General features: G+C 38.2%; 25 protein-coding genes. 7 read left to right on the forward strand and 18 right to left on the reverse strand.

The window, feature by feature from the left end:
* Positions 1-61: 61 nt before the first annotated feature.
* The 6 genes from C9J34_RS04455 to C9J34_RS04480 all read right to left on the reverse strand — a co-directional run bounded on the left by C9J34_RS04455 (position 62) and on the right by C9J34_RS04480 (position 8,325).
* Positions 62-1,348, reverse strand: coding sequence for an adenylosuccinate synthase (locus C9J34_RS04455; protein ID WP_107838663.1), 1,287 nt, complete (start codon positions 1,346-1,348; stop codon positions 62-64).
* Positions 1,349-1,502: 154 nt separating this feature from the next.
* Complete coding sequence (gene dnaB / locus C9J34_RS04460) at positions 1,503-2,861, reverse strand: replicative DNA helicase (protein ID WP_107838664.1); 1,359 nt, start codon at positions 2,859-2,861, stop codon at positions 1,503-1,505.
* Positions 2,862-2,874: 13 nt separating this feature from the next.
* Complete coding sequence (gene rplI / locus C9J34_RS04465; RefSeq protein WP_107838665.1) at positions 2,875-3,321, reverse strand: 50S ribosomal protein L9; 447 nt, start codon at positions 3,319-3,321, stop codon at positions 2,875-2,877.
* The gene (locus C9J34_RS04470; protein ID WP_107838666.1) at positions 3,321-5,291 is read right to left on the reverse strand and encodes a DHH family phosphoesterase; all 1,971 of its coding nucleotides are present in this window, start codon (positions 5,289-5,291) and stop codon (positions 3,321-3,323) included. Before C9J34_RS04470 ends, rplI begins: the two co-directional genes overlap by 1 nt.
* A gap of 15 nt (positions 5,292-5,306) precedes the next feature.
* A complete protein-coding gene (locus C9J34_RS04475; RefSeq protein ID WP_107838667.1) occupies positions 5,307-6,251 on the reverse strand; it encodes a YybS family protein in 945 nt (314 codons plus the stop codon).
* Positions 6,252-6,750: 499 nt separating this feature from the next.
* Complete coding sequence (locus tag C9J34_RS04480) at positions 6,751-8,325, reverse strand: bifunctional metallophosphatase/5'-nucleotidase (protein ID WP_107838668.1); 1,575 nt, start codon at positions 8,323-8,325, stop codon at positions 6,751-6,753.
* A gap of 141 nt (positions 8,326-8,466) precedes the next feature.
* Here C9J34_RS04480 and C9J34_RS04485 point away from each other — a divergent pair, with 141 nt between their 5' ends.
* From C9J34_RS04485 to C9J34_RS04505, 5 genes are all read left to right on the forward strand, one after another.
* Entirely contained in the window at positions 8,467-9,561 is a 1,095-nt protein-coding gene (locus C9J34_RS04485) for a phosphate/phosphite/phosphonate ABC transporter substrate-binding protein (protein ID WP_107838669.1), read from the forward strand.
* 67 nt (positions 9,562-9,628) lie between these two features.
* On the forward strand, positions 9,629-10,390 hold the full coding sequence (gene phnC / locus C9J34_RS04490; RefSeq protein WP_107838670.1) for a phosphonate ABC transporter ATP-binding protein: 762 nt from the start codon (positions 9,629-9,631) through the stop codon (positions 10,388-10,390).
* 20 nt (positions 10,391-10,410) lie between these two features.
* Complete coding sequence (gene phnE, locus C9J34_RS04495; RefSeq protein WP_107838696.1) at positions 10,411-11,196, forward strand: phosphonate ABC transporter, permease protein PhnE; 786 nt, start codon at positions 10,411-10,413, stop codon at positions 11,194-11,196.
* A 12-nt stretch (positions 11,197-11,208) separates the two neighbouring features.
* The gene (phnE, locus tag C9J34_RS04500; protein ID WP_107838671.1) at positions 11,209-12,015 is read left to right on the forward strand and encodes a phosphonate ABC transporter, permease protein PhnE; all 807 of its coding nucleotides are present in this window, start codon (positions 11,209-11,211) and stop codon (positions 12,013-12,015) included.
* A gap of 59 nt (positions 12,016-12,074) precedes the next feature.
* A complete protein-coding gene (locus C9J34_RS04505; protein ID WP_193768889.1) occupies positions 12,075-14,021 on the forward strand; it encodes a DNA-binding protein in 1,947 nt (648 codons plus the stop codon).
* A gap of 211 nt (positions 14,022-14,232) precedes the next feature.
* Here C9J34_RS04505 and rpsR read toward each other — a convergent pair whose 3' ends face one another.
* Genes rpsR through rpsF form a run of 3 tightly spaced genes read right to left on the reverse strand, consistent with a single transcriptional unit; the run spans position 14,233 to position 15,413 of the window.
* The gene (gene rpsR, locus C9J34_RS04510; protein WP_107838672.1) at positions 14,233-14,472 is read right to left on the reverse strand and encodes a 30S ribosomal protein S18; all 240 of its coding nucleotides are present in this window, start codon (positions 14,470-14,472) and stop codon (positions 14,233-14,235) included.
* 45 nt (positions 14,473-14,517) lie between these two features.
* On the reverse strand, positions 14,518-15,084 hold the full coding sequence (gene ssb / locus C9J34_RS04515; protein ID WP_107838673.1) for a single-stranded DNA-binding protein: 567 nt from the start codon (positions 15,082-15,084) through the stop codon (positions 14,518-14,520).
* Positions 15,085-15,122: 38 nt separating this feature from the next.
* A complete protein-coding gene (rpsF, locus tag C9J34_RS04520) occupies positions 15,123-15,413 on the reverse strand; it encodes a 30S ribosomal protein S6 (protein ID WP_107838674.1) in 291 nt (96 codons plus the stop codon).
* Between the two features lie 434 nt (positions 15,414-15,847).
* Between rpsF and C9J34_RS04525 the strand changes: the two genes are divergently transcribed.
* Positions 15,848-16,369, forward strand: coding sequence for a DUF3267 domain-containing protein (locus tag C9J34_RS04525; protein ID WP_107838697.1), 522 nt, complete (start codon positions 15,848-15,850; stop codon positions 16,367-16,369).
* Positions 16,370-16,669: 300 nt separating this feature from the next.
* On the opposite strand, the gene ychF is transcribed toward C9J34_RS04525, so the two are convergent.
* From ychF to C9J34_RS04540, 3 genes are all read right to left on the reverse strand, one after another.
* Positions 16,670-17,770, reverse strand: a complete 1,101-nt coding sequence (gene ychF, locus C9J34_RS04530; RefSeq protein ID WP_107838675.1) for a redox-regulated ATPase YchF — start codon at positions 17,768-17,770, stop codon at positions 16,670-16,672.
* A gap of 90 nt (positions 17,771-17,860) precedes the next feature.
* On the reverse strand, positions 17,861-18,061 hold the full coding sequence (locus C9J34_RS04535) for a DUF951 domain-containing protein (RefSeq protein WP_107838676.1): 201 nt from the start codon (positions 18,059-18,061) through the stop codon (positions 17,861-17,863).
* Positions 18,062-18,063: 2 nt separating this feature from the next.
* A complete protein-coding gene (locus C9J34_RS04540; RefSeq protein ID WP_107838677.1) occupies positions 18,064-18,981 on the reverse strand; it encodes a mechanosensitive ion channel family protein in 918 nt (305 codons plus the stop codon).
* An 81-nt stretch (positions 18,982-19,062) separates the two neighbouring features.
* Here C9J34_RS04540 and yyaC point away from each other — a divergent pair, with 81 nt between their 5' ends.
* Complete coding sequence (gene yyaC, locus C9J34_RS04545; protein ID WP_107838678.1) at positions 19,063-19,674, forward strand: spore protease YyaC; 612 nt, start codon at positions 19,063-19,065, stop codon at positions 19,672-19,674.
* Here yyaC and C9J34_RS04550 read toward each other — a convergent pair.
* From C9J34_RS04550 to mnmG, 6 genes are all read right to left on the reverse strand, one after another.
* Positions 19,591-20,295: a DUF554 domain-containing protein gene (locus C9J34_RS04550; RefSeq protein WP_107838679.1), complete on the reverse strand. Its 705-nt coding sequence runs from the start codon at positions 20,293-20,295 to the stop codon at positions 19,591-19,593. The genes yyaC and C9J34_RS04550 overlap by 84 nt on opposite strands.
* A 13-nt stretch (positions 20,296-20,308) precedes the next feature.
* Positions 20,309-21,157 (reverse strand): ParB/RepB/Spo0J family partition protein, encoded by an 849-nt coding sequence (locus C9J34_RS04555; RefSeq protein ID WP_107838680.1) that lies wholly within the window; start codon positions 21,155-21,157, stop codon positions 20,309-20,311.
* Positions 21,150-21,911 (reverse strand): ParA family protein, encoded by a 762-nt coding sequence (locus C9J34_RS04560; protein WP_107838681.1) that lies wholly within the window; start codon positions 21,909-21,911, stop codon positions 21,150-21,152. The genes C9J34_RS04555 and C9J34_RS04560 overlap by 8 nt, the downstream gene beginning before the upstream one ends.
* Before the next feature lie 177 nt (positions 21,912-22,088).
* Positions 22,089-22,973 carry a nucleoid occlusion protein gene (noc, locus tag C9J34_RS04565; protein ID WP_107838682.1) on the reverse strand — a complete coding sequence of 295 codons (885 nt, stop codon included), beginning with the start codon at positions 22,971-22,973 and terminating at the stop codon, positions 22,089-22,091.
* 410 nt (positions 22,974-23,383) lie between these two features.
* The gene (gene rsmG, locus C9J34_RS04570; protein WP_107838683.1) at positions 23,384-24,100 is read right to left on the reverse strand and encodes a 16S rRNA (guanine(527)-N(7))-methyltransferase RsmG; all 717 of its coding nucleotides are present in this window, start codon (positions 24,098-24,100) and stop codon (positions 23,384-23,386) included.
* Between the two features lie 52 nt (positions 24,101-24,152).
* The gene (gene mnmG / locus C9J34_RS04575) at positions 24,153-26,048 is read right to left on the reverse strand and encodes a tRNA uridine-5-carboxymethylaminomethyl(34) synthesis enzyme MnmG (RefSeq protein WP_107838684.1); all 1,896 of its coding nucleotides are present in this window, start codon (positions 26,046-26,048) and stop codon (positions 24,153-24,155) included.
* Between the last annotated feature and the right edge of the window lie 11 nt (positions 26,049-26,059).

Consider the following 26,059-nt stretch of genomic DNA (forward strand, 5'->3'; position numbering starts at 1 on the left):
GGGGACTTCTGTATCTGCCGCTTCGCTTTCGCGCAGAAAACATTGCTGAATCAAATTAAATTTATTCCCAAATATTCGCTACAATATTTGTTTGCTCACGTGCTGGACCTACAGAAAATGTCATTAGATTAATACCTGTTAATTCAAGAATGCGATCGATATAGCGGCGAGCGTTTTCTGGTAGTTCCTCTAATGTACGCACAGCTGTAATATCTTCTGGCCAACCAGGTAATTCCTCATAGATTGGTTTACATTGTTCAATGATATGCAGATTAGCTGGATACTCTGTGATAATTTCGCCATTATAATCATAGGCCGTACAGATTTTCACTGTTTCTAAGCCAGATAATACGTCGATTGAATTTAAAGCTAAGTCTGTAATACCACTCACACGACGAGAGTGACGTACAACTACTGAGTCAAACCAGCCAACACGACGTGGACGACCTGTTGTTGTACCATATTCACGACCAACATCACGAATGCGCTGACCAATTTCATCATGTAGCTCTGTTGGGAAAGGACCATCACCAACGCGAGAAGTATAAGCTTTACATACACCTACAACACGTGATACATAGTTAGGACCTACACCAGCGCCAATTGCTACACCGCCTGCAACTGGGTTTGATGATGTAACATATGGATATGTACCTTGGTCAATGTCGAGCATAACCCCTTGCGCACCTTCAAATAATACTTTGCCACCTTCATCTAACACGTCATTTAAAATTTTCGATGTATCTGTTACATATTGTGCTAACTCTTGGCCATACGCATAATACGCCTCAAAAATATCATCAAAGTTTACACCATCTACTTCATAAAACTTCTCAAACAAGCGATTTTTCAAGGCAATATTGTCACGTAGCTTTTGTTCGAAAATTTCCTTATCCAATAAATCGGCCATACGAATACCGATACGTGCAACCTTGTCTTGATAGCAAGGCCCGATTCCTTTAGCAGTTGTACCAATTTTTTGATCTCCGCGACTTTCTTCTTCTACAATATCTTGATGGATATGGTACGGTAAAATAACATGCGCACGATTCGAAATACGCAAATTAGACGTATCGATTCCACGTGCCTGTAAACCTTGTAATTCCGTTACAAGCGATTTAGGATTGACAACTAATCCATTACCAATAACTGATGTTTTTTCCTTATAAAATATACCTGAAGGAATTAAATGTAGCTTGTATGTTTCGCCTGCAATTTTTATTGTATGCCCTGCATTATCTCCACCTGCAAAGCGTGCAATAATATCCGCCTGCTTCGATAAAAAATCGGTAATTTTACCTTTTCCTTCGTCTCCCCACTGTGTTCCCACAACTACTACTGATGTCATGTTACGAGCACCTCCGTTAGACACTTACTTGCGTCCCTTATTATAAGCAGAATAATTGTAGCAGTGTTTGCTAGTTAATGTCAAACAAAAACACGAACACTATTACAATATTATACTGTGAATGTTCGCGTTTAGATTCTATTATTTACTATTTTTAGTATTCTGGTGGTGCTTCATACTGAGACCAGTCTACGTTAAGGAATTTATTGAACTCTTTTTTAAACGCTAATGTCACCGTCCCTGTTGGACCGTTACGTTGCTTGGCAATAATAATTTCAATCATATTTTTACTTTCAGATTCTCGGTCATAGTAATCATCACGATATAAGAACGCAACAATATCGGCATCTTGCTCAATCGAACCAGATTCACGCAAGTCACTCATCATTGGGCGTTTATCTTGACGTTGCTCTACACCGCGCGATAGCTGTGATAGTGCAATGACTGGCACTTTTAATTCACGTGCAAGTCCCTTTAAAGAACGAGATATTTCCGATACTTCTTGTTGACGGTTTTCTCCAGGACGTCCACTACCTTGAATCAACTGTAAGTAGTCAATTAAAATCATACCGAGTCCATGCTCCTGTGCTAAGCGGCGACATTTCGCTCGAATTTCATTAATACGTACACCTGGTGTATCATCAATAAAAATACCCGAGCTTGAAAGGCTCCCCATCGCCATCGTTAACTTGCCCCAGTCCTCCGCTGACAAAGCGCCTGTACGCAGAGCTTGCGCATCGATATTGCCCTCTGCACAGAGCATACGCATAACGAGCTGATCTGCACCCATCTCTAATGAGAATATCGCCACATTTTCACGTGCTTGTACAGCGACGCTTTGTGCGACGTTTAAAGCAAAGGCTGTTTTCCCTACCGATGGACGAGCCGCTACGATGATTAAATCATTGCGCTGGAAGCCAGCTGTAATGTTATCTAAATCACGGAAGCCTGTTGGAATACCTGTAACATCACCTTGTCTTGATTGTAGCTTCTCGATATTATCAAAAGTATCAACAAGAACATCCTTTACGTGCTTGAAGTCGCCTGCATTTTTACGGTTGGCCACTTCCATCATTTTTTTCTCGGCTTCAGCTAATAATGCTTCTACCTCGTCTTCGCGTGTATAGCCGTCTTGGACGATTTTCGTTGCAACACTGATTAAACGACGTAATAATGCCTTCTCTTCTACAATTTTTGCATAATGCGCAATATTAGCAGCGGTTGGTACAGCGTTTGCTAGCTCAGAAATATACGATAGACCACCGACATCCTCTAGCTCTTTTTTTACGGAAAGCTCTTCTGTAACAGTAACGACATCAATCGCTTTTCCTTGGTCGCTTAATGTCAGCAGCGTTTGGAAAATAATTTGATGTGCACGACGATAAAAATCTTCCGGTATTAAAATTTCGGATGCTGTAATCAGTGCCTGTGGCTCAAGAAATATCGCACCAATAACCGATTGCTCTGCTTCATGATTATGCGGTGGCACACGGTCTATCATAGATTCACTCATCTATATGCTCTCCTTATTCAGCAATAACATGTACTTTTAATGTAGCCTTTACTTCTTGGTGAAGCTTAGTTGGCACATTCGTATAACCTAAAGAACGGATACCGTCGTTACACTCCATTTTGCGTTTATCAATTTTAATACCATGTGTTTTTTGTAATTCATCTGCAATTTGCTTTGTTGATACAGAGCCAAATAAGCGGCCGCCTTCTCCTGATTTTGCTTTAATGACAACTTCCAATGCCTCAATTTTGTCTTTTAAATCCTTTGCAGCTTGCAGCTCAGCAGCCGCATTTTTTTCCTCTAATTTCTTTTGACCGTCTAATTGGCTTAATGCTTGATTATTAGCCTCTACTGCATAACCATTTTTAATTAGAAAGTTTTGTGCGTAACCATCCGCCACATTTTTAATTTCACCTTTTTTACCTTTTCCTTTTACATCCTTTAAAAATACAACTTTCATTATTCATTACTCCCTTCAACTACTTCTGTAATCGCATCGATTAAATATTTTTTTGCTTCATCTATCGAATGTGCCTCTATTTGTGTAGCTGCATTCGTTAAGTGTCCACCACCACCGAGTTTTTCCATAACGAGTTGGACATTCGTTTCACCTAAAGACCTCGCACTAATACCGATTAAACCATCTGCTCGATGTGCAATAACAAACGAGGCGGATACATCCTTCATCGTTAATAAAATATCCGCTGTTTGAGCGATGATAACTGAATCATAGACACGTCCATCTTCTCCATGAGCAATCGCGATTCCTGGAAAAGCGAACTTCACCGTTTGCACGATTTTCGAACGCTCAATATACGTGTCGACATCCTCTTTTAATAGCTGCTGGACTAATATTGTATCCGCACCATGTGTTCTCAAGTAAGAGGCAGCCTCAAACGTACGGGCACCCGTTCGCAGTGTAAAGCTTTTCGTATCAACAATAATACCTGATAGTAATGCTGTAGCCTCTAACGGTGTAATTTTTTCGTTTTTCGGCTGGTATTCCAGCAATTCTGTTACAAGTTCGGCAGTTGACGATGCATATGGCTCCATGTAAACAAGCGTCGGGTTCACTACAAATTCCTCGCCACGACGATGATGGTCAATGATGACGACTTTATCTACTTTATTGAATAAACGCTCATCAATCGTAAGGCTTGGCTTATGCGTATCCACAATGATTAATAAGGATTTCGATGTCATTTTTGCCAATGCTTCCTCTGGGGAAATGAAGCGTTGATAAAAATCCGATTTATCTTCAATTTCCGCCATAAGTCGTTGTACACTACCATGTAAATCTTCAAAATCTACAATGATATAGCCATCAACTTTATTCATTTGTGCCATTTTCCGTACACCGATTGCTGCACCAATGGCATCCATATCAGGCCGCTTATGCCCCATAACAAATACTTGATCGCTTTCTTGAATTAAATCTCTTAACGCATGTGAAATAACACGTGCTCTTACGCGTGTACGCTTTTCAACAGGGTTTGTTTTCCCCCCATAAAAACGTAATTTCCCACTTGGCTGCTTAATCGCTACTTGGTCGCCACCACGCCCTAGCACTAAGTCTAAGCTAGATTGAGCCAGCTCTCCTAGCTCGACGAGTGATGATGAGCCTGCCCCAACGCCAATACTCAAGGTTAACGACATATTTTTTTGTAAAGTGCGCTCTCGAATCATATCTAAAATCTCAAATTTCTTTACTTCTAACTCAGCTAAAATCGATTCATTTAACACAGCTAAAAAGCGATCCGAGGATATACGCTTCACATAAATACCGTAGCATGCTGCCCACTCATTGACAATAGATGTGACCATCGTATTCGTTAAACTGCGTGTTTGATCATCCATTGCCTGTGTTAGTTCATCGTAGTTATCAATAAATAACACTGCCAAGACTGTACGGTCAGCAAAATATTGTGTTTCGATTTCTACTTGCTCTGTCACATCGAAGAAATATAATAGCTTTTCTGTTTCTTTATAATATGTTCGATATTTACGTTCACCAATCGTTACCGTTAGCTCTCGCTTTTCTTCTGGATGCATAACACTAAATAAATCCTCAGAAATAGTAAATAATTCTTCTCCGATTAGTGATTCGGTATCTAAAATATTCAGCATAAAAGGATTTGCCCATTCAATATGATAATCATTGTTAATGAGTATAATCCCTATTGACAATTCCAAAAAGGCTTCTTCTCCGACTTTTTTCATCCGAAAGGAAAGCTTTTCAATATGCTTTTCTGTTTCAATATACGCTGCCTTTTCGATTTTCCAGACATAAAATAACCCACCAAGCGCTGCTAGTGTATAGCCAATGGCAAGCCATATATTCCATAAAAATAAGAAAATAGCTGCCACTAGCACTAACAGAGATATAAGAAAAAGTGGATAGCGAATTACACGCTTTCTAAACATATCCATAGTATGAACAGCTCCTTATTTTTTATGGATTTTATCCTTCACATACTCACGTAAATTAAAGCCTAAGTCGATAATACCAAGCAAAATAATAAATGAGTAAAGCGGGATTGCAATAATCACAATTAAACCTTTTAAAAAACCCGGTGATTTATATTCATCCAATAAGAAAAAGATAAAGGATAAACCTTGTAATGTGAGTAGTAACCATAATATGAGTGATGCATTAAGCGTGGCTACATATAAAAGGGAACCTATTTCTGGCTGAACAAATAAGCTAATCGAAAGCGCAATTAAATAATACCAAAGCACCGCTCTAGGTAAGCGCATCTGTTTAAATGGCGCAAATTTCGGTGCATCGATTTTGAAACGCTTTAACAATGGTAAGTTAATTGAAATTAATACAAACGCTAAAAGAAAGGCAGCTATGATAATTGTAGATGGTAATGCTGCCTCCATTAATCGGAATGCTTCATCTATGCTTTCTCTTGTGACAGGTCGTTGCAACGGAAACTGTTCCGCCATTTTAATCGATTGCTCATAACTTGTTTTAGCGATTTCCTGACTAATCTTCACAAAATCTAAATTTAAAAATTTGATGAGCGCTATATACAAAATCGAAAAGGTAAATAACAATGCTAAACCTGTCGACATGAGCAAATAGATTTTACTTTTCTTATTGCGTATTGCGTCACCTATAACTAAACCTGCTACTGCAAATACTATCGCTGTCAGTAACATAATAATACCACCATAGATAAATGTAACACTGCTTGCAATGATCGCAACAACAATAGCATTAGCTCGATCATACGTTGCTGCAAGCCACGCAATCGGTAATAGTGCAAATCCCATTGCCACTATACTTACAAGCGGTACATAAAAAGCGATAAGCATAATAATTGTAAATAGAACTATTACCACACTGCTGTGTACTAATTTTCTTGTTTGATTATTGGGCATGAAGAACCTTCCTTTTATCTTTTAAAACTTTGTCAATATGTAAGTCAAAACGCTACTTACTTTCTCATTATTCTATTGTATCATTTTTTTATGCTACAAACAAAGTTCGAAAGCGAACAGGTGATTGGGTTAAAGGAGAGAATTGATGGAATATTACGATTTCCATGCACTAAATAGAAATGTGAAATTCAATGATTAGAAATAGGAAAATTGTTGATTCTTTCAGTGTTTTGCTGGTTGGTGTGAAGCAATAAGAAAACCTATTTGAACTCATCTAGGAAATTTTGTACAAAATCAAAAGTATGTCAGCTACCGTTATAATTAAGGTAGGTTAACAATTCACTAGTACAATTGGGTTTGTTCGTAAACCGATAACCTAACATAAGGCACAATTAATTTTCAAATCAATTGTGCCTTGGTGTAACTGTGTTCAGATTTTATCTTGGTTCAGTAAGTTTTTAGACACCCTCTGAACTGAGCAAAAATAGGCATTCATCCCCTACCTACTGAGGAAGGAGTCTTCTGCTGAATCAGGATAAATCAGATGCATATTCGTCATCGTTTTCGCTTCCACCGTGCCGTGCTTTGTGAAATAGTCCGCAAGTAGCTCTGTCATATCCGTTTGGATGTCTTTGACAACTGGGCACGTTTTAAAATAATCAAAATTTCCTGCTCCTGTCGCTCGGTAACTATTCATAACAACATGATAGTGTTGGCTCAATTGCAATGGCTGACCTTGGAAAATCACAGAAACAACACGCTGACCAGCAGGCTGTGTTAAATCAATTGTGTAGTCGATACCGCTCCACAGATCATAATTATAGGGCTGCTCCTTAGGATATTTAAATGCTTCACTAATAGCAGGCTTGCCATTTTCCATCGTAAAATAGGTAGCGGATTGCTCTAATGCCGCGACAATATGCCTGCCTTCAATCGACAAAACCTTTAATGTATTTGGATAAATATAGTTTGTGACAATATCGCGCATCGTCACATCGTTTTGAAAGCCTGCGCATGTATCATTAAAAATCGAGGCGCAAGAAATCGAGGCACTCGTTACTTCCATTTGCACCCGATTAACCAATTCCACGTAAGAATGTCCCTTGAGACGCGCTTCAAATGTGTCGTGGATAACTAAATCCCCTGTGATTTTACCAATGCGCTGATCTAACCATTTCTCCGTTTTTTCATATAGAGGGGTAATGATATTTTGAACCTCTACATTCAATGGAATCGTCTCATCTAAATAAATTAGGCTAGGTGATGTGTGTTGTAAAATGCCTTCATCATTGAATAGCAGCTCCACTTTTCCAAGGCAAATCCCTTTCGTTCCTGGTTGTACAACGGCTTTACCAAATAAATGTAATGCTAGCTCCCTGTGCTGATGGCCAGTAATGACAACATCTACTCCTTCTAGTTCTTGACAAAGCTGATAGCCGATATTTTCTCGTGATTCCTCTAAGCGTGCACCTGTCTGTACATCTGCTTCAAAGCCACCATGATATGCGACAATCATTACGTCTATTGCGAATTTTTCACGTAGATTGGCTATCTCCTGTTGAGCCGATGTAAAAGCATCCTCAAAAATAAGCCCTGCAATATGGGCTGGTTCCTCCCAATAAGGCACAAACTGTGTCGTAATCCCAACAACAGCAACCTTTACCCCTTCAATCTCCTTAATCATAGAAGGCTGTGTAAAGTAATGCCCTTTCTCATCTTTAATATTTGCTGCAAGCCATGGAAATTGTGATTGTTCGACGATGGTCTTAACCGTATGTAAACCATAATTAAATTCATGATTACCAAAAATTGCGGCATCATATTGCATTGCATTTGCTACTTGTATCATTTGGTTATGACCATGTGGTTCAACTTTTTGTTCATAATAAGTCATTGGACTGCCTTGTATAAAATCACCATTATCGATTAGCAATACTGCATTATGCTTACGCTCCTCCTCGATAATGGTCATAAGCTTACCTAGCCCCATTGGCAACACTGACTTGCTTGAAAAGTCTGTCGGCATCACATAGCCATGAATATCACTCGTCACCAAAACAGAAATCTTTTTCATACAAACACCTCATTTCTTAATTAGCTACATTTTAATCTTTTCTTCCACTTTTTGAAAATTTAAATCTTTGTAATTCCTTAATATCTCATTTACATTCATCTTTTATAATCGAGTAGCACATTAATTTTAGGAGGAAAATTTATGAAAAAAATGTTTTGGTTGGTATGTATACTTGCAATCAGTATGATACTTGTTGCTTGTAATGGCAATGAGGAGGATGGATCATCTACAACAGATGATGCTAATACAAATGCTTCTACAACAGATAATACACAGGCAACAGAAGAAACTGCAAAAAAATTAGAAAAACTATCAATTGCCTTCGTACCATCACGTGACCCACAGGAAATTATTACTGCTACGGAGCCATTAAAAGAATTGTTAACAGCAGAGCTTGCTACATTAGGCTATGACGTTGATAAGGTTGACATTACGGTAGGTACAAATTATGAAGCTGTCGGGGAAGCATTATCTGCAGGTACAACAGATATTGGCTTAATTCCTGGTGGTACATATGTGCTTTATGATGATGGCGCTGAAGTCATTTTAACTGCAACGCGTTCTGGCTTAAACAATAATTCAGATGATCCAACAGAATGGAATAAAAATAAGCCAACAACAGCAACAGCCGATCAAGCAACATCTTATCGTGCATTATTAATAGCTGGCCCATCAGCTAAAGGACGAGAGCTTGCTACTAAAGTCAACAATGGCGAGGACTTAACATTTGAGGACTTAAATGATGCAAACTGGAATGTCATGTCTTCCTCATCACCTGCTGGCTATATTTATCCAGCACTATGGCTAAATGAAAAGTTTGAAAAAACAATTACAGATTTATCTAAAGTCGTACAAGCAGATTCTTATGGGAATGCCTTTGCTCGTCTAGCTGCTGGTCAAACAGATGTACTTGTCACATATGCAGATGCTCGTCGTGATTTCGAAGGTGTATGGACAACGGATCTTGAACGTTCTGCAAGCATTTGGGATGAAACAGATGTGCTTGGTGTTATGCCAGCAATTTATAACGATACGATTAGCGTAAGTAAACATTCCAAAATTATGGATGACAACTTAAAAGCTGCGCTACAACAGGCCTTTATTAATATTGCTAACTCAGATGCTGGCAAAGAAGTTATCGCGATTTACAGTCATGAAGGCTATCAAATCGCCAAAGATTCAGACTATGATAATGAACGCAAAGCACAGCAATTAGTCCAACAATTAAGCAATTAATGCTGTCACAATAGCAGGGAACATACTAGTATGTTCCCTATTTTTATCTAAAGGTAGGTGTAACACAATGATTGAATTTCAACATGTACATAAAAGCTATAATAACGGGTTTATCGCATTAAAGGATATTAACCTTAAAATTGAGCAAGGGGAATATGTAGCTGTCATTGGCTTATCTGGTGCTGGTAAATCGACACTGATTCGCTGCATTAATCGAATGCACGACATTACGGATGGTTCATTACAAGTCAATGGGGTAGAAGTATCCACATTGAAAGGACAAGAAATACGTACATTGCGCAGAGGCATCGGCATGATTTTTCAATCTTTTAATCTCGTATCGCGCATGTCGGCACTAAAGAATGTCCTTGTATCATTTGTGCCAGACATGCCCTTCTGGCGAAAGGCGCTCGGCATATTTACAAAGCAGCAAAAAATAGAAGCACTTGAAGCACTTGATCAAATGAAGATTTTAGATAAGTCATTTACGCGTGTCGATCAATTATCAGGTGGACAGCAGCAGCGTGTCGCCTTAGCACGTACGCTTGCACAGAAACCACAGATTATTTTGGCAGATGAACCTGTTGCCTCACTTGATCCAGTCACAGCGCAACAAGTGATGTCTGATTTTCAACGAATTAATGAAGAGCTGAATATGACGATTATTATGAACATTCATCATGTAGAGTTAGCACTCGAATATGCAACAAGAGTTATTGGTATTCGCAATGGAGAAATTGTCTATGACGGCCCTGCAAGCGCTGTAACAGAAAACGTATTGAACCACATTTATAACGGCAAATTGAAAGAGGAGCTGACGATGGTTTGAACATCATAAAGACAAAATCAATGACACTGGGCAATGGGAAAACGGTCACATTTAAACGCTCCAAAGCGCCATGGATTGCGCTTCTATTGCTCTTTGCCTTGTACTTTTCAATTCAAATTACAGGCTTTAGTATCGTTGTTCTGATTGAACGTATCTATCAATTTTGGAAAATTGTTGGGGAGATGATACCACCAAACTGGTCTTATTTAGACCGATTATGGCAACCGTTATTTGACACCATTAAAATGTCCTTGCTTGGCTCGCTTCTCGGAGCAGTCTGTGCATTACCAATCGCTTTTTTAGCCTCTTCTAATATGGTAAAAAGCACATGGCTTGTTGTAGCCAGCAAGTTATTCTTAAGCCTATTACGCACGCTACCTACATTAGTAGCCGCTTTAATCGCTACATTCATTTTTGGTATTGGTACGATGGCAGGTACGGTCGCGATTTTTATATTTACCGTCGCTTATGTTGGCAAACTTTTATATGAACAAATTGAAAATACAGATTTAAAGGCTTTTGAAGCGATGCATTCAATGGGGCACTCTACATTTTCAGCATTCCGTTATGCAATATTACCTCAAATTTTGCCTAACTATATTTCAACCGCGCTGTTTTGCTTTGAAGGGAATGTACGCTACGCTGCTATTTTAGGCTATGTCGGTGCTGGTGGTATCGGCTTACTGTTAAATGAAAGCCTAGGATGGCGCAACTATGCAAATGTTGGCATGATTTTGCTGCTGCTTGCAGTAACAGTCTTTTGTATTGAAACACTTAGTGAACATTTCAGAAAGAAATTAATGTAGGGGGTGAGTGCTTTGAATGCAATTGAAAAACAGCTCATCAATGAACCAAAATACACAACGAAAAGCATCATCTCTATTATGATTTTAGCTGCGTTTCTGCTATGGTCTTTATCCGCTATCAATCTTTCCAATATGACGGAAAATGGATTCATGATTGCTAAAAATATTATGCTTGGGATTTTATCACCGAATACCGAGCTATTATTTACATGGAGCACAAACGGTGTACCGTACTTACTGTTAGAAACAATGGCGATTGCCTTTCTAGGAACGATTGTCGGTGCGATTTTAGCTGTACCGCTTGCTTTTTTATCGGCATCTAATATCGTAGCAAAGCCAATTGCTTTTCTTGTTAGATTGATACTAATCGTTATACGAACAGTTCCTGCAATTGTTTATGGTTTAATGTTTATTCGTGTAACAGGGCCTGGTCCTTTCGCAGGTGTGCTGACAATGGCTTTAGTATCAGTTGGTATGCTATCTAAGTTATATGTCGATGTTATCGAGAATTTAGAAACTAGCATTTTAGAATCACTGGAATCAATGGGCTGCACTACTTATGAAAAAATTCGTTATGGTATTATCCCACAGCTATCCGCTATGTTTATATCTATTGTCATTTATCGATTTGATATGAATTTACGAGATGCTGCCGTTTTAGGATTAGTTGGTGCTGGCGGTATTGGGGCACCGCTTATTTTCGCTATGAATGGCTATAAATGGGCAGAAGTTGGCTCAATTTTAATTGGTTTGATGATACTCATCTTATTTATCGAGTTTTTATCAAATAAAATTCGCAACAAACTTGTAAAGGGGTGATGCCGTACTTACTATAGCTTTTTTGCAGTATCCATCTACAGCTAACAAGGAGGAGAAACATGAAAAATTTTGTAAAGTCTTTACTTATTTTCACTGGATTGATTGTCTTTCTTTACGCAGATTTAAGCTATGTAACAGCAGAGGGACCAAATGACCCTGCTCCTATTATTTATCCAGCAAATCCAAACGGCATGAAGGTGCTATTTGACAACAGTCACGGACAAACGGCTGGTCAATCGGATTGGGTAATTGACGGCGCTTTTTCAGATTTTGCGAATGCGCTAGCAAATGAAGGTTATGTTGTAAAAGAGCATAGAAGCACGTCGCCATTAACATTGGCTGATTTAGCGGATTACGATGTCTTCGTTATACCAGAGGCACAAATTCCATTTAAGGCAACGGAACAACAAGCGATTGTCGATTTTGCTGAAGCAGGTGGTGGTGTATTCTTTATTTCCGATCACTATAATGCTGACCGTAATTTAAATCGCTGGGATTCAAGTGAAATTATGAATGGCTGGCGTCGTGGTGCATATAATGACCCTACATTAAATATGTCTGCATCTGAGATTAGTGCAATGGCTGGTGTTACAAGTTCACAATGGCTAAGCAATGAGTTCGGTGTAGAGTTTCGCTATAACGCGTTAGATCATACAAAAGCTAACGTAATCGTTCCGTCATATGAATCATTCGATATTACAACAGGTGTATCGGCCGTATCAATTCATGCTGGCTCTACATTAGCGATTACCAATCCATCGCTTGCCAAAGGGATTGCTTATTTACCTACTGGCCTAACACCAACAGCAAATAGATGGAACAATGCGATTGACCAAGGCGTTTATGCCAACGGAGGCATTGCAGAAGGTCCATTTGTTGCCATCAGTAAAAAATTAAATGGTAAAGCTGCATTTATTGGCGATTCTTCACCTGTGGAAGATATCACACCTAAATACCGCAATGAAGAAACAGGTGCTCTGAAAAGAACGTATGACGGTTTTATCGCAGATGATAATGCTACATTACTTGTTAATATTATTCATTGGCTCGCTACCCAAGAAAGCTATCACACATTAGCAGATACAACAGTTACGCTTGATGCTGTCACACCGTTGTTACCAATGGAGTTGCCAGCAAATTCTACAGAACCTGCTTTTGAGCCTTGGCGCTTACCAACATCGGGTTATTTATGGTATGACCAATCAACATTTGCTGCTGGTTCGTATGGCTCATCCATTAGCCCACCAGCAACTTTAACGTATACTTTAGTTACACCTACTGTATTAGATACTACTGGCAATCCATTTGATGTAACTGTGGCTATCAGTGGCTTAGCACCTAATGAAACGGTAACAGGTTTAAGAATGCAAGTGTATCTATCAGGTGGGACAGCTATTTCTCAAATTCAAAACCAAAATGGTTCTTGGCCTTCAGGCTATGGATATCAAGAGATTGGAACTATTACTGCTAATCATAATGGCATTGCAACTACAACTGTTCGTATGCGTCTCAACCCAAATATTACAGAAACAAACGCAACTATTCGTTTACGAGCAGCAGATGGAACGAATTTAATTACACAATCCGTATTACTTGGCACACCTGAAACACCTGTAGACCCTGAGCCACCAACTGAAGAAACACAAACATTGACAAATGGTAACTACAAATTCATTTTGCCAGCCATACTTCCAGCAAATGGAGAAGCGTTTCCAGTACAAGTAGGGATAGAACAATTGGCGGCCAACACTACAATTACAAACGCGCAAGTTCAATTTTATTTGAGCAACGGGACAGGCATTTCTCAAATTCAAAATGCCGATGGTTCTTGGCCATCTTCCTATGGCTACTTTAATGTAGGGAATTTAACGGCTGATAGCAGTGGGACAGCTACTAAAACAATAATGATGCGGATTAATCCAACTGTCACAGCCTCAACAGCAAATATCAGATTACGTCTAGGTTCAGGCAACAATGTATTAACAGCAACTATCCAGCTCCCTTAATCACTATCAAAAGCGCGAGTTTTCTACGTTGTTGCAAAACACTTCTGCCAATGAAATCCCTGTGAATTTCCACAGGGATTTTTTTGAATTATTCCAAAAGTTCTTCTAGAATTTGATATATAAAATGAAGCTCAACCCACTTCTTTCAACTTTAGAAGAATAAAAAAAGTACAACAAAGGCTTTGCAACCAATGTTGTACTTTTCATTATCTTATTTATCTTCTGCTACGAATGGAAGTAATCCCATGATACGAGATACTTTGATAGCTGAAGTTAATTTACGTTGATACTTTGCACTTGTACCAGTTACGCGACGTGGTAAAATTTTACCGCGCTCAGAGATGAATTTCTTTAAAAGATCTACATCTTTGTAATCGATGTGCGTAATGTTATTAGAAGTGAAGTAACAAACTTTACGGCGTTTGCGGCCTCCGCGACGTTGTCCTGCCATTAGCGTTGTCCTCCTTTAATTTATTTTTCTAGTGAATGTGAAGCATTAGAACGGTAAATCGTCCTCTGATACTTCGATTGGCCCTTTGCTATTTGCAAATGGGTCCTCATCCATACGTGTATAATTTTGCTGATTTTGTGGTGGCTGCTGATAAGAACCGAATGAATCTTGCGCAGGTGCACCACCGCCATATTGCTGGTTATTTTGGTTATTATAGTTTGGTTGTCCCCCACCATAATTGTTCCCACCACCATATGGTTGTTGGTTTTGCATACCTTGTGATGCGCCACCGCTACGTGGTTCTAAGAACTGCACTGCATCTGCCACAACATCTGTTGTGTAAACGCGCTTTCCATCTTGTCCTTCATAGCTACCTGTTTGAATGCGCCCTTCAACGCCAATCAAGCTCCCTTTACGCATAAAGTTCGCTAAATTTTCAGCTTGTTTGCGCCAAGCAATACAGCCTATGAAGTCAGCTTCACGATCACCTTGTTGGTTCGAAAATGTACGATTTACAGCAACTGTAAAACGAGCCATTGGAACTCCACTTGGTGTATAGCGAAGCTCTGGATCTTTTGTCAGTCTTCCTACGAGTACGACACGGTTAATCATCGGTATACAGCCTCCTTTTTCAGCATTATGGTTAAAAATTATTTTTCTTCTTCACGAACAGCGATGTGACGGATAATGTCTTCGCTGATGTTAGCTAAACGAGTGTATTCGTTGATTGCTTCTGTACCAGCGTTTACTTTCACGATTTGGTAGAAACCTTCGCGGAAGTCGTTGATTTCATAAGCTAGACGGCGTTTACCCCAGTCTTTTGCTTCGACGATTTCAGCACCGTTTGAAGTTAAGATTTCGTTGAAACGCTCTACTACAGCTTTCTTCGCTTCTTCTTCAATGTTCGGGCGAATGATGTACATTAATTCATACTTTCTCATCTTTGTTTTGCACCTCCTTATGGACTTGGGCTCTCCTATTATTATAGGGAGCAAGGAGTAAGTAACTTGTATTACTCACAACTGTGAATTATAGCATGTTTCAAAAGCATATGCAATATATCAATTATTTTTATTACATTCATCCCATCGCTTATGAAAGTGAAGGACTTCTTTATCTGCACCTGCCGCTTCGCTCTCGCACAGAAAATCTTTGCTTTCGGTACATAAAACATTGTTGAATTAAGTTAAAAATCCACTTTAGTGTTCTATTTTTTGTTAAAATTGAATTAAATCAATCCTACAAACAGAATATACGTTCTTATTTTAAATTAAAAACCATCTTTTTTCACGAGTCATTTATCTTAATTTAGCAAATATAAAATAATAAATTTCCACCCTTTTATTAATATATTTAGGAGGTACTCTTTTTGAAAATGCAACAACCTCAAGTCGTTGAGTTAAATATGCAAAAGATAGCGAAACAAAATATTTGGCTATCAATTATCTTAGTGATTGCCTTTACTATCGTTTATAAAATCATGTATGGACAAACGAATTTTTCATTTTTATCAATACTAATAATAGCTATTTTGTATATTATTTTGATTGTCTTACATGAAGCCTTTCATTTAATTGGCTTTATGATTTTTGGCGGAGCAAAGTATAAAGAATTGAATTACGGGGTTAATTTGAAGCTTGGTGTCGCTTATGCAACAACGGTTAAACCGTTACCTAATAGGGCAATGAAAAAGGCTCTATTGTTGCCATTTTGGACGACTGGGGTTTGTCCAACGTTTCTAGGGTTTTATATCGAAAGTATTGCATTCGTTATTGTAGGTGCCTTGTTAATCGCAGGTGCTATTGGCGATTTTGTGATGTATAAGGAATTACGCAAATTTCCAAAGGATGCTCTTATTAAAGATGATCCTGAATTACCAAAGCTGTATGTATATTAACTAATAAAAAGCTACACACCCAAATAGAATATAGCCCAAACGAGATATAAATCCGTATAAAATATAACTACTTTCTGCCTCGTCAGATTTGTTTGCTAGGTGTGTTTCTTTATAGATGAAGTTTCTCCATTCAAATTCGCAAGTATTCATGAAATGTATGCCATTGTTCTAAATTCATCAACTTCTCTTTCTTGTTAAGTATATGAAAATGAGAGCAAACTAGTTTAGTAATTAGTCTTCAACAAGAACACAAAAGCTGTATGAAAAATGTGAACTTCACACTTTCATACAGCTTTTCAATTAAACATTAAATCTAAACAGCATAATATCGCCATCTTGTACGATATATTCTTTACCTTCTAGACGTACTTTACCAGCTTCCTTCGCTGCTGACATAGAGCCGAATTCTACTAAATCCTCGTAGGCAACTGTTTCTGCACGAATAAAGCCACGCTCAAAGTCCGTGTGGATTACGCCTGCACATTGTGGTGCTTTCATACCTTTACGGAACGTCCATGCACGTACTTCTTGTACGCCAGCCGTAAAGTATGTAGCAAGTCCTAATAAATTATAAGAAGCGCGAATTAATTGGTCTAAGCCTGATTCTTGAATGCCTAGTTCCTCTAAAAACATCGCTTTTTCTTCATCATCAAAACCTGAAATTTCTTCTTCGATTTTTGCACAAATTGTAATCACTTGTGCACCTTCTGCTGCGGCAAATTCACGTACCATTTGCACATATTTATTACTGTCTGCATCTGCTACTTCGTCCTCAGATACATTGGCAACATAAAGCATCGGCTTAATTGTTAATAAATGAAGCCCTTTGATGATTTTTAGCTCATCCTCTGAAAGGTCTGCCGCGCGTGCAGGTTTTTCTGCCTCTAGCACATCTTTTATCTTTACTAAAATTGGCTCTTCGATAAGTGCCTCTTTATCTTTTTGCTTCGCCATTTTTGCAACGCGTTGCAAGCGTTTGTCTACAGATTCCATATCCGCCAAAATCAACTCTAAATTGATGACCTCAATATCATCGATTGGATTGACTGTACCTGCTACGTGCGTAATATTTTCGTCCTCAAAGCAACGTACTACTTGGCAAATTGCATCTACTTCACGAATATGTGCTAAAAATTTGTTACCTAGCCCTTCACCTTTTGAAGCTCCCTTTACGATCCCTGCAATGTCCGTAAATTCAAATGCTGTTGGTACAGTTTTTTTCGGTTCTACTAATTCTGTTAATTTATTCAAACGTGCATCGGGTACTTCTACGATACCTACGTTCGGATCAATCGTTGCGAACGGGTAGTTAGCAGCAAGTGCGCCTGCTTTTGTAATAGCATTGAATAATGTTGATTTTCCGACGTTTGGTAAACCAACGATTCCAGCCGTTAATGCCATTTAAGACACAACCTTTCTATGTTCAATTCGTTGTTATATTTTGATAGCCTTTTCTATTATATTGATTATGCGTTTAAAAGTCTAACCGCATTATTGTGCATTCGCTTTTTGAATTACTTTTTTCATCTTTTTCTCAAATTCTCGACGAGGAATCATGACACTATGCCCACATCCTTCACATTTAATACGAATATCTGCACCTAGTCGAATGATTTTCCATGCGTTTGTTCCACATGGATGTTGCTTTTTCATTTCCACAATATCGTTTAACTCAAATGCTTTAGCTTCCAGTTTTACTCTCTCCCTTCAATTTCTCGTCCCATTACTCGATCATATAACATCATTTTAGGGTACTCAGTCACAATTCCATTTTGCTCTAAAAGCTCCTTCACTTCTTGGCGAATTGTTCGTGCAATCTCCCACTGCTTTAATGGTAACGTTTCTGCGATAATACGGACCGTTACTTCGCTATCAGCCATATTTTGAACACCTAAAAAGACAGGTGTATTCGTCAATGTTGGATGCTTTTGCGGCAGCTCATCTAAATAAGCAGTAATCATTTTTTCTGCCTTTTCAATATCAGCATCTATATTTAGCTGCATATCAATCATAAATTTCGAATGGTTGATGGAGTAGTTTTTTACATTTGTAATGGAACCGTTTGGGATAATAAACTGCTCACCCGCATTGCCCTTTATTTTCGTTGTGCGCAAACCGATTTCCATTACTGTTCCCTCTGCACCACTAACTTGAATATAGTCCCCTACACCAAACTGATCTTCAAAAATAATAAAGAACCCTGTAATAACGTCCTTTACTAAGCTTTGTGCACCAAAACCGATTGCTAAACCTGCTATCCCAGCTCCTGCAAGTAGCCCGGCAATTTGAATATCAAGTGCAGATAGAACGCCCATAATAGCAGAAAAGTACACTAAATAAGATAAAACACTTTGCAATAATTTTAATATTGTTTTTTGACGACGCTCAGAATGATTAATTGGCGAGCGCAGACGTACAAGAAATATTTTCTCAATAATTTTCTTTCCAATACGGACAGCTAAATAGGATGCTGTCATAATCGCAATTATTTTTATGGAAGCGACTAAAATAAAATCCCATAATTCTTCACTTGTCACATAATCCCACGTTTTTTGCGTAATACGTGCGATTCCACGTGAATCTATTACTGCTGTTAAATAATTTAATTGCATTTTTTCACTCCTTGTATAACAAACTAATAAACTGATTATACTTCACTAATATAACGTACCTTTAGAAAGTGAGTGAAATAAATGAATAATCAATCTATTCATTATGAAGCATCAAGCGCAGTATGGAAACTAAGTGATATTTTTTTACAAATGATTCCCTTTGAGCATAACCAACTCGTCTTTTGTTGTATTGGGACAGATCGCTCAACAGGTGATGCACTCGGACCATTGATTGGTAGCCAGTTAGTGAAAAGCTATGCATTCCCTTTTGATGTTGTTGGGACATTAGAGGAACCATTGCATGCATTAAATTTACTTGATACATTTAATGATTTACAAGCACAAGATGAGTCTCCATTTATTGTAGCAATCGATGCTTGCTTGAGCGAGAAAAGTCGTATAGGAAATATTATAGTAGAAAGTGGACCATTGTTCCCAGGAAAGGCTGTAAAAAAACAATTACCTCCAATTGGTGACATTTCCATTAAAGGCGTCGTCAACATTGGAGGCTTTATGGAAGCACAAGTATTACAAAACACTCGTCTTCATTTAACGTATAATATGAGTGAAAAAATTGCTCGCTCTTTACAGCTAGCCTGGCAACGTCATTTATTGCAAAATAAAAATACCAGCTATAATAACCATCACACACAAAATACTTGGCAGCAAATTGGCTACTCGAATTTTCGTTAAACCCGTAATATTTAAACCAATCGCTAAAATCATAATGCCACCAGTTGCAGTCATTTCTTGAATAAATAAATCAAGTGCCTCCTGTGGGATATATTTGCTAATTGCGCCGGCACAAATAGCAATCAATCCTTGATAAATCAAGACAGGTACCGCAGACAATATTACGCCAATTCCTAAAGTTGACGCTAAAATAATAGACATAAAACCATCAATAATACCTTTCGTAATTAAAATACTATGATCATTTCGTAGCCCACTATCAAGTGCACCTAATATTCCCATAGAACCAATAACGAAAATGAGCGAGGCTGTTACAAAGCCTTCAGCAATCGTACCACTACTATTTTTCCCAAATAATGATTCTACCCATTTGCCAAAACGATTAAACCATTTTTCTAAATCAAGCCATTCACCAATCATCGTTCCAACAACAAGACTAATAATAACAATAACGAAATTACTACTTGCAAAGCCCATTTGAATACCGAGAACGGCTACAGCCAAACCAATAATCAGCATGACTGTTTCTTTCATTTTCTCTGGAATATTGCGAAACAGTCTTCCAATAAATGCGCCTACTATAATAAGCAAGGCATTTATTAATGAACCTAATAAAACCATTTTTACCTTCTCTCTATTCAGTGCGCTCTAATCGTAAAATTTCTAAAATACGCTCTAAATCCTCGTCTGAGTAAAATTCGATTTCGATTTTGCCTTTATCTTTTTGTTTTTTTATTTGTACACTTGTACCGAAATAGTCTCGAAGCTGAGCTTCTGTAGCTTGTACAAAAATATCACGCGATGGTGTTTTTGTTTCACGTGAAACATTTTCATTTAAGGATTGAACAAGTGCTTCTAGTTGTCGCACATTTAGTTGCTGAGCAATTACCTTTTTTGCGACTTCTGCAATTTGTCGTTTGTTTTTTAATCCAAGTAATGTACGACCATGCCCCATTGTTAAGGAGCCATCATTGACTAATACGCGCACTTCTTCTGGTAGCTGTAATAGACGAATATGGTTGGCGATATGCGGTCTACTTTTTCCAAGTCGACTTGCTAAATCTTCCTGTGTGAAGTTCAATTGCTCAATTAAGCTGCTATACGCTTCAGCTTCTTCAATTGGTGTTAAATCTTCACGCTGTAAGTTTTCCAAAATAGCGACTTCCATCATTTGTTGCTCAGTCATTTCTTTAACAAGTACAGAAATTTCCTCTAAACCTGCTAACTTCGCTGCACGCCATCGACGTTCCCCTGCAATAATCTCATATTTACGCCCTTTTTTTCGTGCAATAATTGGCTGGATAATACCATGCTCTTTAATTGATTGTGCAAGCTCTTCTAATGCCTCGTCCTGAAAAAGCTTACGCGGCTGAAATGGGTTTGCTATAAGCTTATCCAAAGCGATTTGCTGTATATTTCCTTCCTGTTGTACTGCTTCTCCAGGAAATAGTGCGCCGATACCTTTTCCTAAACCTTTAACCATTCTTAATCACTTCCCTTGCTAGCTCTACATACATTTCTGCGCCTCTAGATTTTGCATCATATACAATGATTGGCTTTCCGTGACTAGGTGCTTCTCCTAAACGAATATTACGTGGAATAATTGTTTTATATACTTTATCTTGAAAATACTTTTTTACTTCCTCGATTACTTGTAGTCCTAAATTTGTCCGTGCATCAAGCATTGTTAAAAGAACCCCTTCTATCATAAGCTGTGGATTTAAGTGCTTTTGTACAAGACGAACAGTTGATAATAACTGGCTTAAGCCTTCTAATGCGTAATACTCGCATTGGACAGGAATAATAATTGAATCCGATGCTGTTAAAGCATTAATTGTTAGTAAACCAAGTGATGGTGGACAATCAATAATTATGTAATCATAGTCTTGTCGTATTGGTTGTAATGCATTTTTTAATTTTCCTTCACGTGAAATAGCAGATACAAGTTCAATTTCTGCGCCAGCTAATGAAATCGTTGCAGGTACAACGAATAAATTTTCTACTTTTGCTTGTAAAATTGTTGCTGTAATATCCTCATCATCAATAATGACATCGTAAATACAGCTTTGTACATCTGCCTTATTTATGCCTACGCCACTCGTTGCATTGCCTTGTGGATCAATATCAATTAATAGCACTCTTTTTCCTAAATAAGCTAAACAAGCACTTAAGTTAACAGATGTTGTCGTCTTACCAACACCACCTTTTTGATTGGCAATTGCTATTACTTTCCCCATAATTCCACCTACTTCCCACAATTCAATATCAAATATAGTAAATACTCTTTAAAAGTATTCTATCAAAATTTACGCGTAGTTCCTAAAGTTATCCTACTATTCTAATAAAAAAAGCTATCTAAAAAGGTAATACCTTTCTAGATAGCTACAATTCTATATGAATAGTTATTTACAATACTATTTTTTCTTCGGAATCTTCACAGTGATTTGATAGTATTCCTCAGTGTCCTCTTCCTCTGTTTTTAATTGAATACCACTTTTCGTCACCATTGTTAAAGATTGCTTAATTGTATTCAAGGCGATACGCACGTCTTTGCTAATTGCTTTACGTTTCGGCTTTTCCTTTTTTGCTGGCTCTTCTTCCTCAATAGAGGGTGATAATATTTGTTGAATTTGTTCTTCAAGCTGACGCACATTCCAGTCATATTCCTTAACCGCTGCAATAAGCTGTAGTTGAAGTTGCTCATCCTTCACAGCAATAAGTGCGCGAGCATGGCGTTCCGTAATTTCACGCTTCAAAATAGACTCTTGTACAAATTGAGGGAGCTTCAATAAACGTAGCTTATTCGCTACCGTTGATTGACTTTTCCCTAATCGCTGTGCAAGCGCCTCCTGTGTTAACGAATGCAGTTCAAGTAACTGCTGGTAGGCAAGTGCTTCTTCAACTGCTGTTAGCTCTTCACGCTGTAGGTTTTCAATTAATGCAATTGATGCTGTTTCTTTATCGCTTAGTTGACGTACAATGGCTGGTACTTCCGCCCATTGTAGCTTTTTCATCGCACGATAACGTCGCTCACCTGCAATAATTTCATATTCGTCCTCACTACCACGCTTGCGTACTACGATTGGTTGAATAACACCATGTATATGAATCGTTCTTGATAATTCTTCAATCTTTTCATCATCAAATACAGTACGAGGTTGAAAACGATTCGGTATGATTTTTTCAATAGGAATTTTCACTACTTCTTCTGTAGCCTTTTTTTCTTCTATAGCTGCTACTTCACTTTTTACTTCAGACTCTTTTCCGCCTCCAAAAAAACGTGAAAAAGGACTTTTCATCCGAGTGGCACCACCTTTAAGAAACTTCTTACTCACTATCAATATTATTGATTATTCAAGTTGAAATGTACATAGTTTGGAATCAATTACATATCTTCGTATTTTATCATTATTTCATGCCTACTATCATTATGTATGCTTAAAAACGATAAAATATCTATCAAATATACAAATTACTTGCGAGATTTCACTTGAGTTTGTCTAAAAAATAGTCAAACACGCTACTTTTCAGACAATGATTTATACCTCATTTTGGATACATAAAAGATTGCTTTTATGGAAACATACCTTGTTTGGAAAATGGTTACTCCTTTTAAAAGGTTGAAATCACAGGGTTCAACCTTTTAAAATAAATTTTTCGTTATTTTTAACTTTCTAGACAGTTCCAAAATTAGAGCTCTTACAATTGATTATTGGATTGGTGTTTTATTTGGAACACCTGGTTTGCGTGGGTACTTCTTTGGTGTCAGCTTGATTTTATTGAACACATATAAAGTTCGCTCGCTCTGCTCTACTGGTAGCTCAAATAAAAATTCTTGTTGGAGTGCTGTACCAAGCGTTGTGATTGCTTTTTTCGCATCTGCTAGCTCCTGCTTACCAGCTGCAGCTTTTAATGCGACAAACTGCCCGCCTACTTTCACAAGTGGTACACATAGCTCTGCTAAAACAGAAAGTCTAGCCACTGCACGAGCTGTTACAACATCGAATCTTTCACGATACTTCGCATTTTGGCCAAATTCCTCTGCGCGTGCATGAACAAATTCTACATTATCTAAGCCTAGCTCTTCGCTTAAATGATTTAAAAACGTAATGCGCTTATTTAACGAATCAACAATTGTGATATGCAAATGAGGGAAGCAAATTTTAATTGGTAAGCTAGGGAAGCCTGCTCCTGCACCTACATCACAAACAGTTGTCGCTTTTGTAAAATCAAAATAGAAGCTAGCGCTAATGGAATCATAAAAATGCTTTAAATACACACCTTCTAAGTCAGTGATTGCCGTTAAATTCATTTTTTCATTCCACTCAACAAGTAACGCATAATATTTCTTAAATTGGGCAATTTGGACATCTGTCAGCTCAATGCCCTTTTCCTTCAATGCTTCAATAAATTGTTGCTCGTTCACTGCCATTCTCCTTTAGTTAAAGAGCGCCCACTATGGAGCGCTCTTTCTTGTATTAATCATTTACTACGCGGGCAATTTTCCCTTGTTCAATATAAACGAGTAAAATTGAAATATCTGCTGGATTGACGCCTGAAATTCGAGATGCTTGTGCAATCGATAACGGTCGAACAGATTTTAATTTTTGACGAGCTTCTGTTGCTAAGCCTGAAATTGCCTCATAATCGATGTTATCTGGAATTTTTTTATCTTCCATTTTGCGTAAACGTTCTACTTGCTGTAACGCCTTTTGAATATAGCCCTCATATTTCAATTGAATTTCAATTTGCTCTTTTACTTCCTCTGAAAGCTCTATTTCTGAAGGTATTAAAGAAGCAACTAAGTCATAATGCATTTCAGGACGCTTTAATAAATCCGCCCCACGAATGCCATCCTTTAATTCTGCCCCACCTACAGAGCGAATCGCCGCCTGTGTTTCTGCATTTGGCTTAACAATGATTTCACGTAAACGTGTAATTTCTTGTTCGATTTGTGCTCGCTTAGCTGTAAATTTAGCATAGCGTTCCTCTGAAATCATCCCTGCTTTATAGCCGATATCTAGTAAGCGTATATCCGCATTATCGTGACGTAATAATAAGCGGTATTCCGCGCGTGATGTTAGTAAACGGTACGGTTCATTTGTACCTTTTGTTACTAAATCATCAATTAATACACCAATATATGCATCTGAACGACTTAAAATCGTTTCTTCTTTGTCCAGCACTTTAGAAGCAGCATTAATTCCTGCCATCAACCCTTGTGCTGCAGCTTCCTCATAACCTGAAGTACCATTAATTTGACCTGCTGTATATAAATTTTTAATGCGCTTCGTTTCAAGCGTTGGCCATAGTTGTGTTGGCACAACCGCATCATACTCTATGGCATAGCCTGCACGCATCATTTCCGCTTGCTCTAGCCCTGGTATTGAGGCAAGTAATTTCTTTTGCACGTGCTCTGGCAAACTTGTTGATAAGCCTTGCACATAAACTTCACGCGTATTACGTCCCTCTGGCTCTAAGAAAATTTGGTGGCGTGGCTTATCGTTAAAACGCACGACCTTATCTTCAATCGATGGACAGTAACGTGGACCCGTTCCTTTAATCATACCAGAGTACATCGGTGATAAATGTAAATTTTCTTCGATAATTTGGTGCGTCATTGGACTTGTGTATGTTAACCAGCATGGTAGCTGGTCCATAATAAATTCTGTCGTTTCAAAGCTAAACGCGCGTGGTACATCGTCACCCGGTTGAATTTCCGTTTTTGAATAATCAATTGTTCGGTTGTTGACACGTGGTGGTGTACCTGTTTTAAAGCGAATAATTTCAAAGCCTAGCTCTTTTAAATTATCAGCAAGTTTGATGGATGGTTGCTGATTATTAGGACCACTTGAATATTTTAAATCACCAAGAATAATTTCACCACGCAGGAATGTGCCCGTCGTAATAATGACTGATTTCGCACGGTAAATACCGCCGATTTGTGTAATAACACCTTTTATTTCATCATCTTCTACGATTAATTCTTCCACCATCGCTTGATGAATTTGAAGGTTTTCTTGCTCCTCTAATAGGCGCTTTACTTCCTGTTGGTAAAGTACTTTGTCTGCCTGCGCACGCAATGCACGCACAGCAGGACCTTTCCCTGTATTTAACATACGCATTTGAATATGCGTTTTATCGATAACTTTCCCCATTAAACCGCCTAATGCATCGATTTCACGTACGACAATCCCTTTTGCTGGTCCACCCACTGATGGATTACATGGCATAAAGGCAATCATATCGAGGTTAATCGTTAACATTAATGTGTTTGCACCCATTTTTGCTGCGGCATAAGCTGCTTCTGCCCCTGCATGTCCAGCACCAATAACAATGACATCAAATGTACCTGCTTCATATTGTGTAGGCATGATGTAACTTC

It is taken from the genome of Metasolibacillus meyeri (genome assembly GCF_003049505.1).
Classification (GTDB): Bacteria; Bacillota; Bacilli; order Bacillales_A; family Planococcaceae; genus Metasolibacillus; species Metasolibacillus meyeri.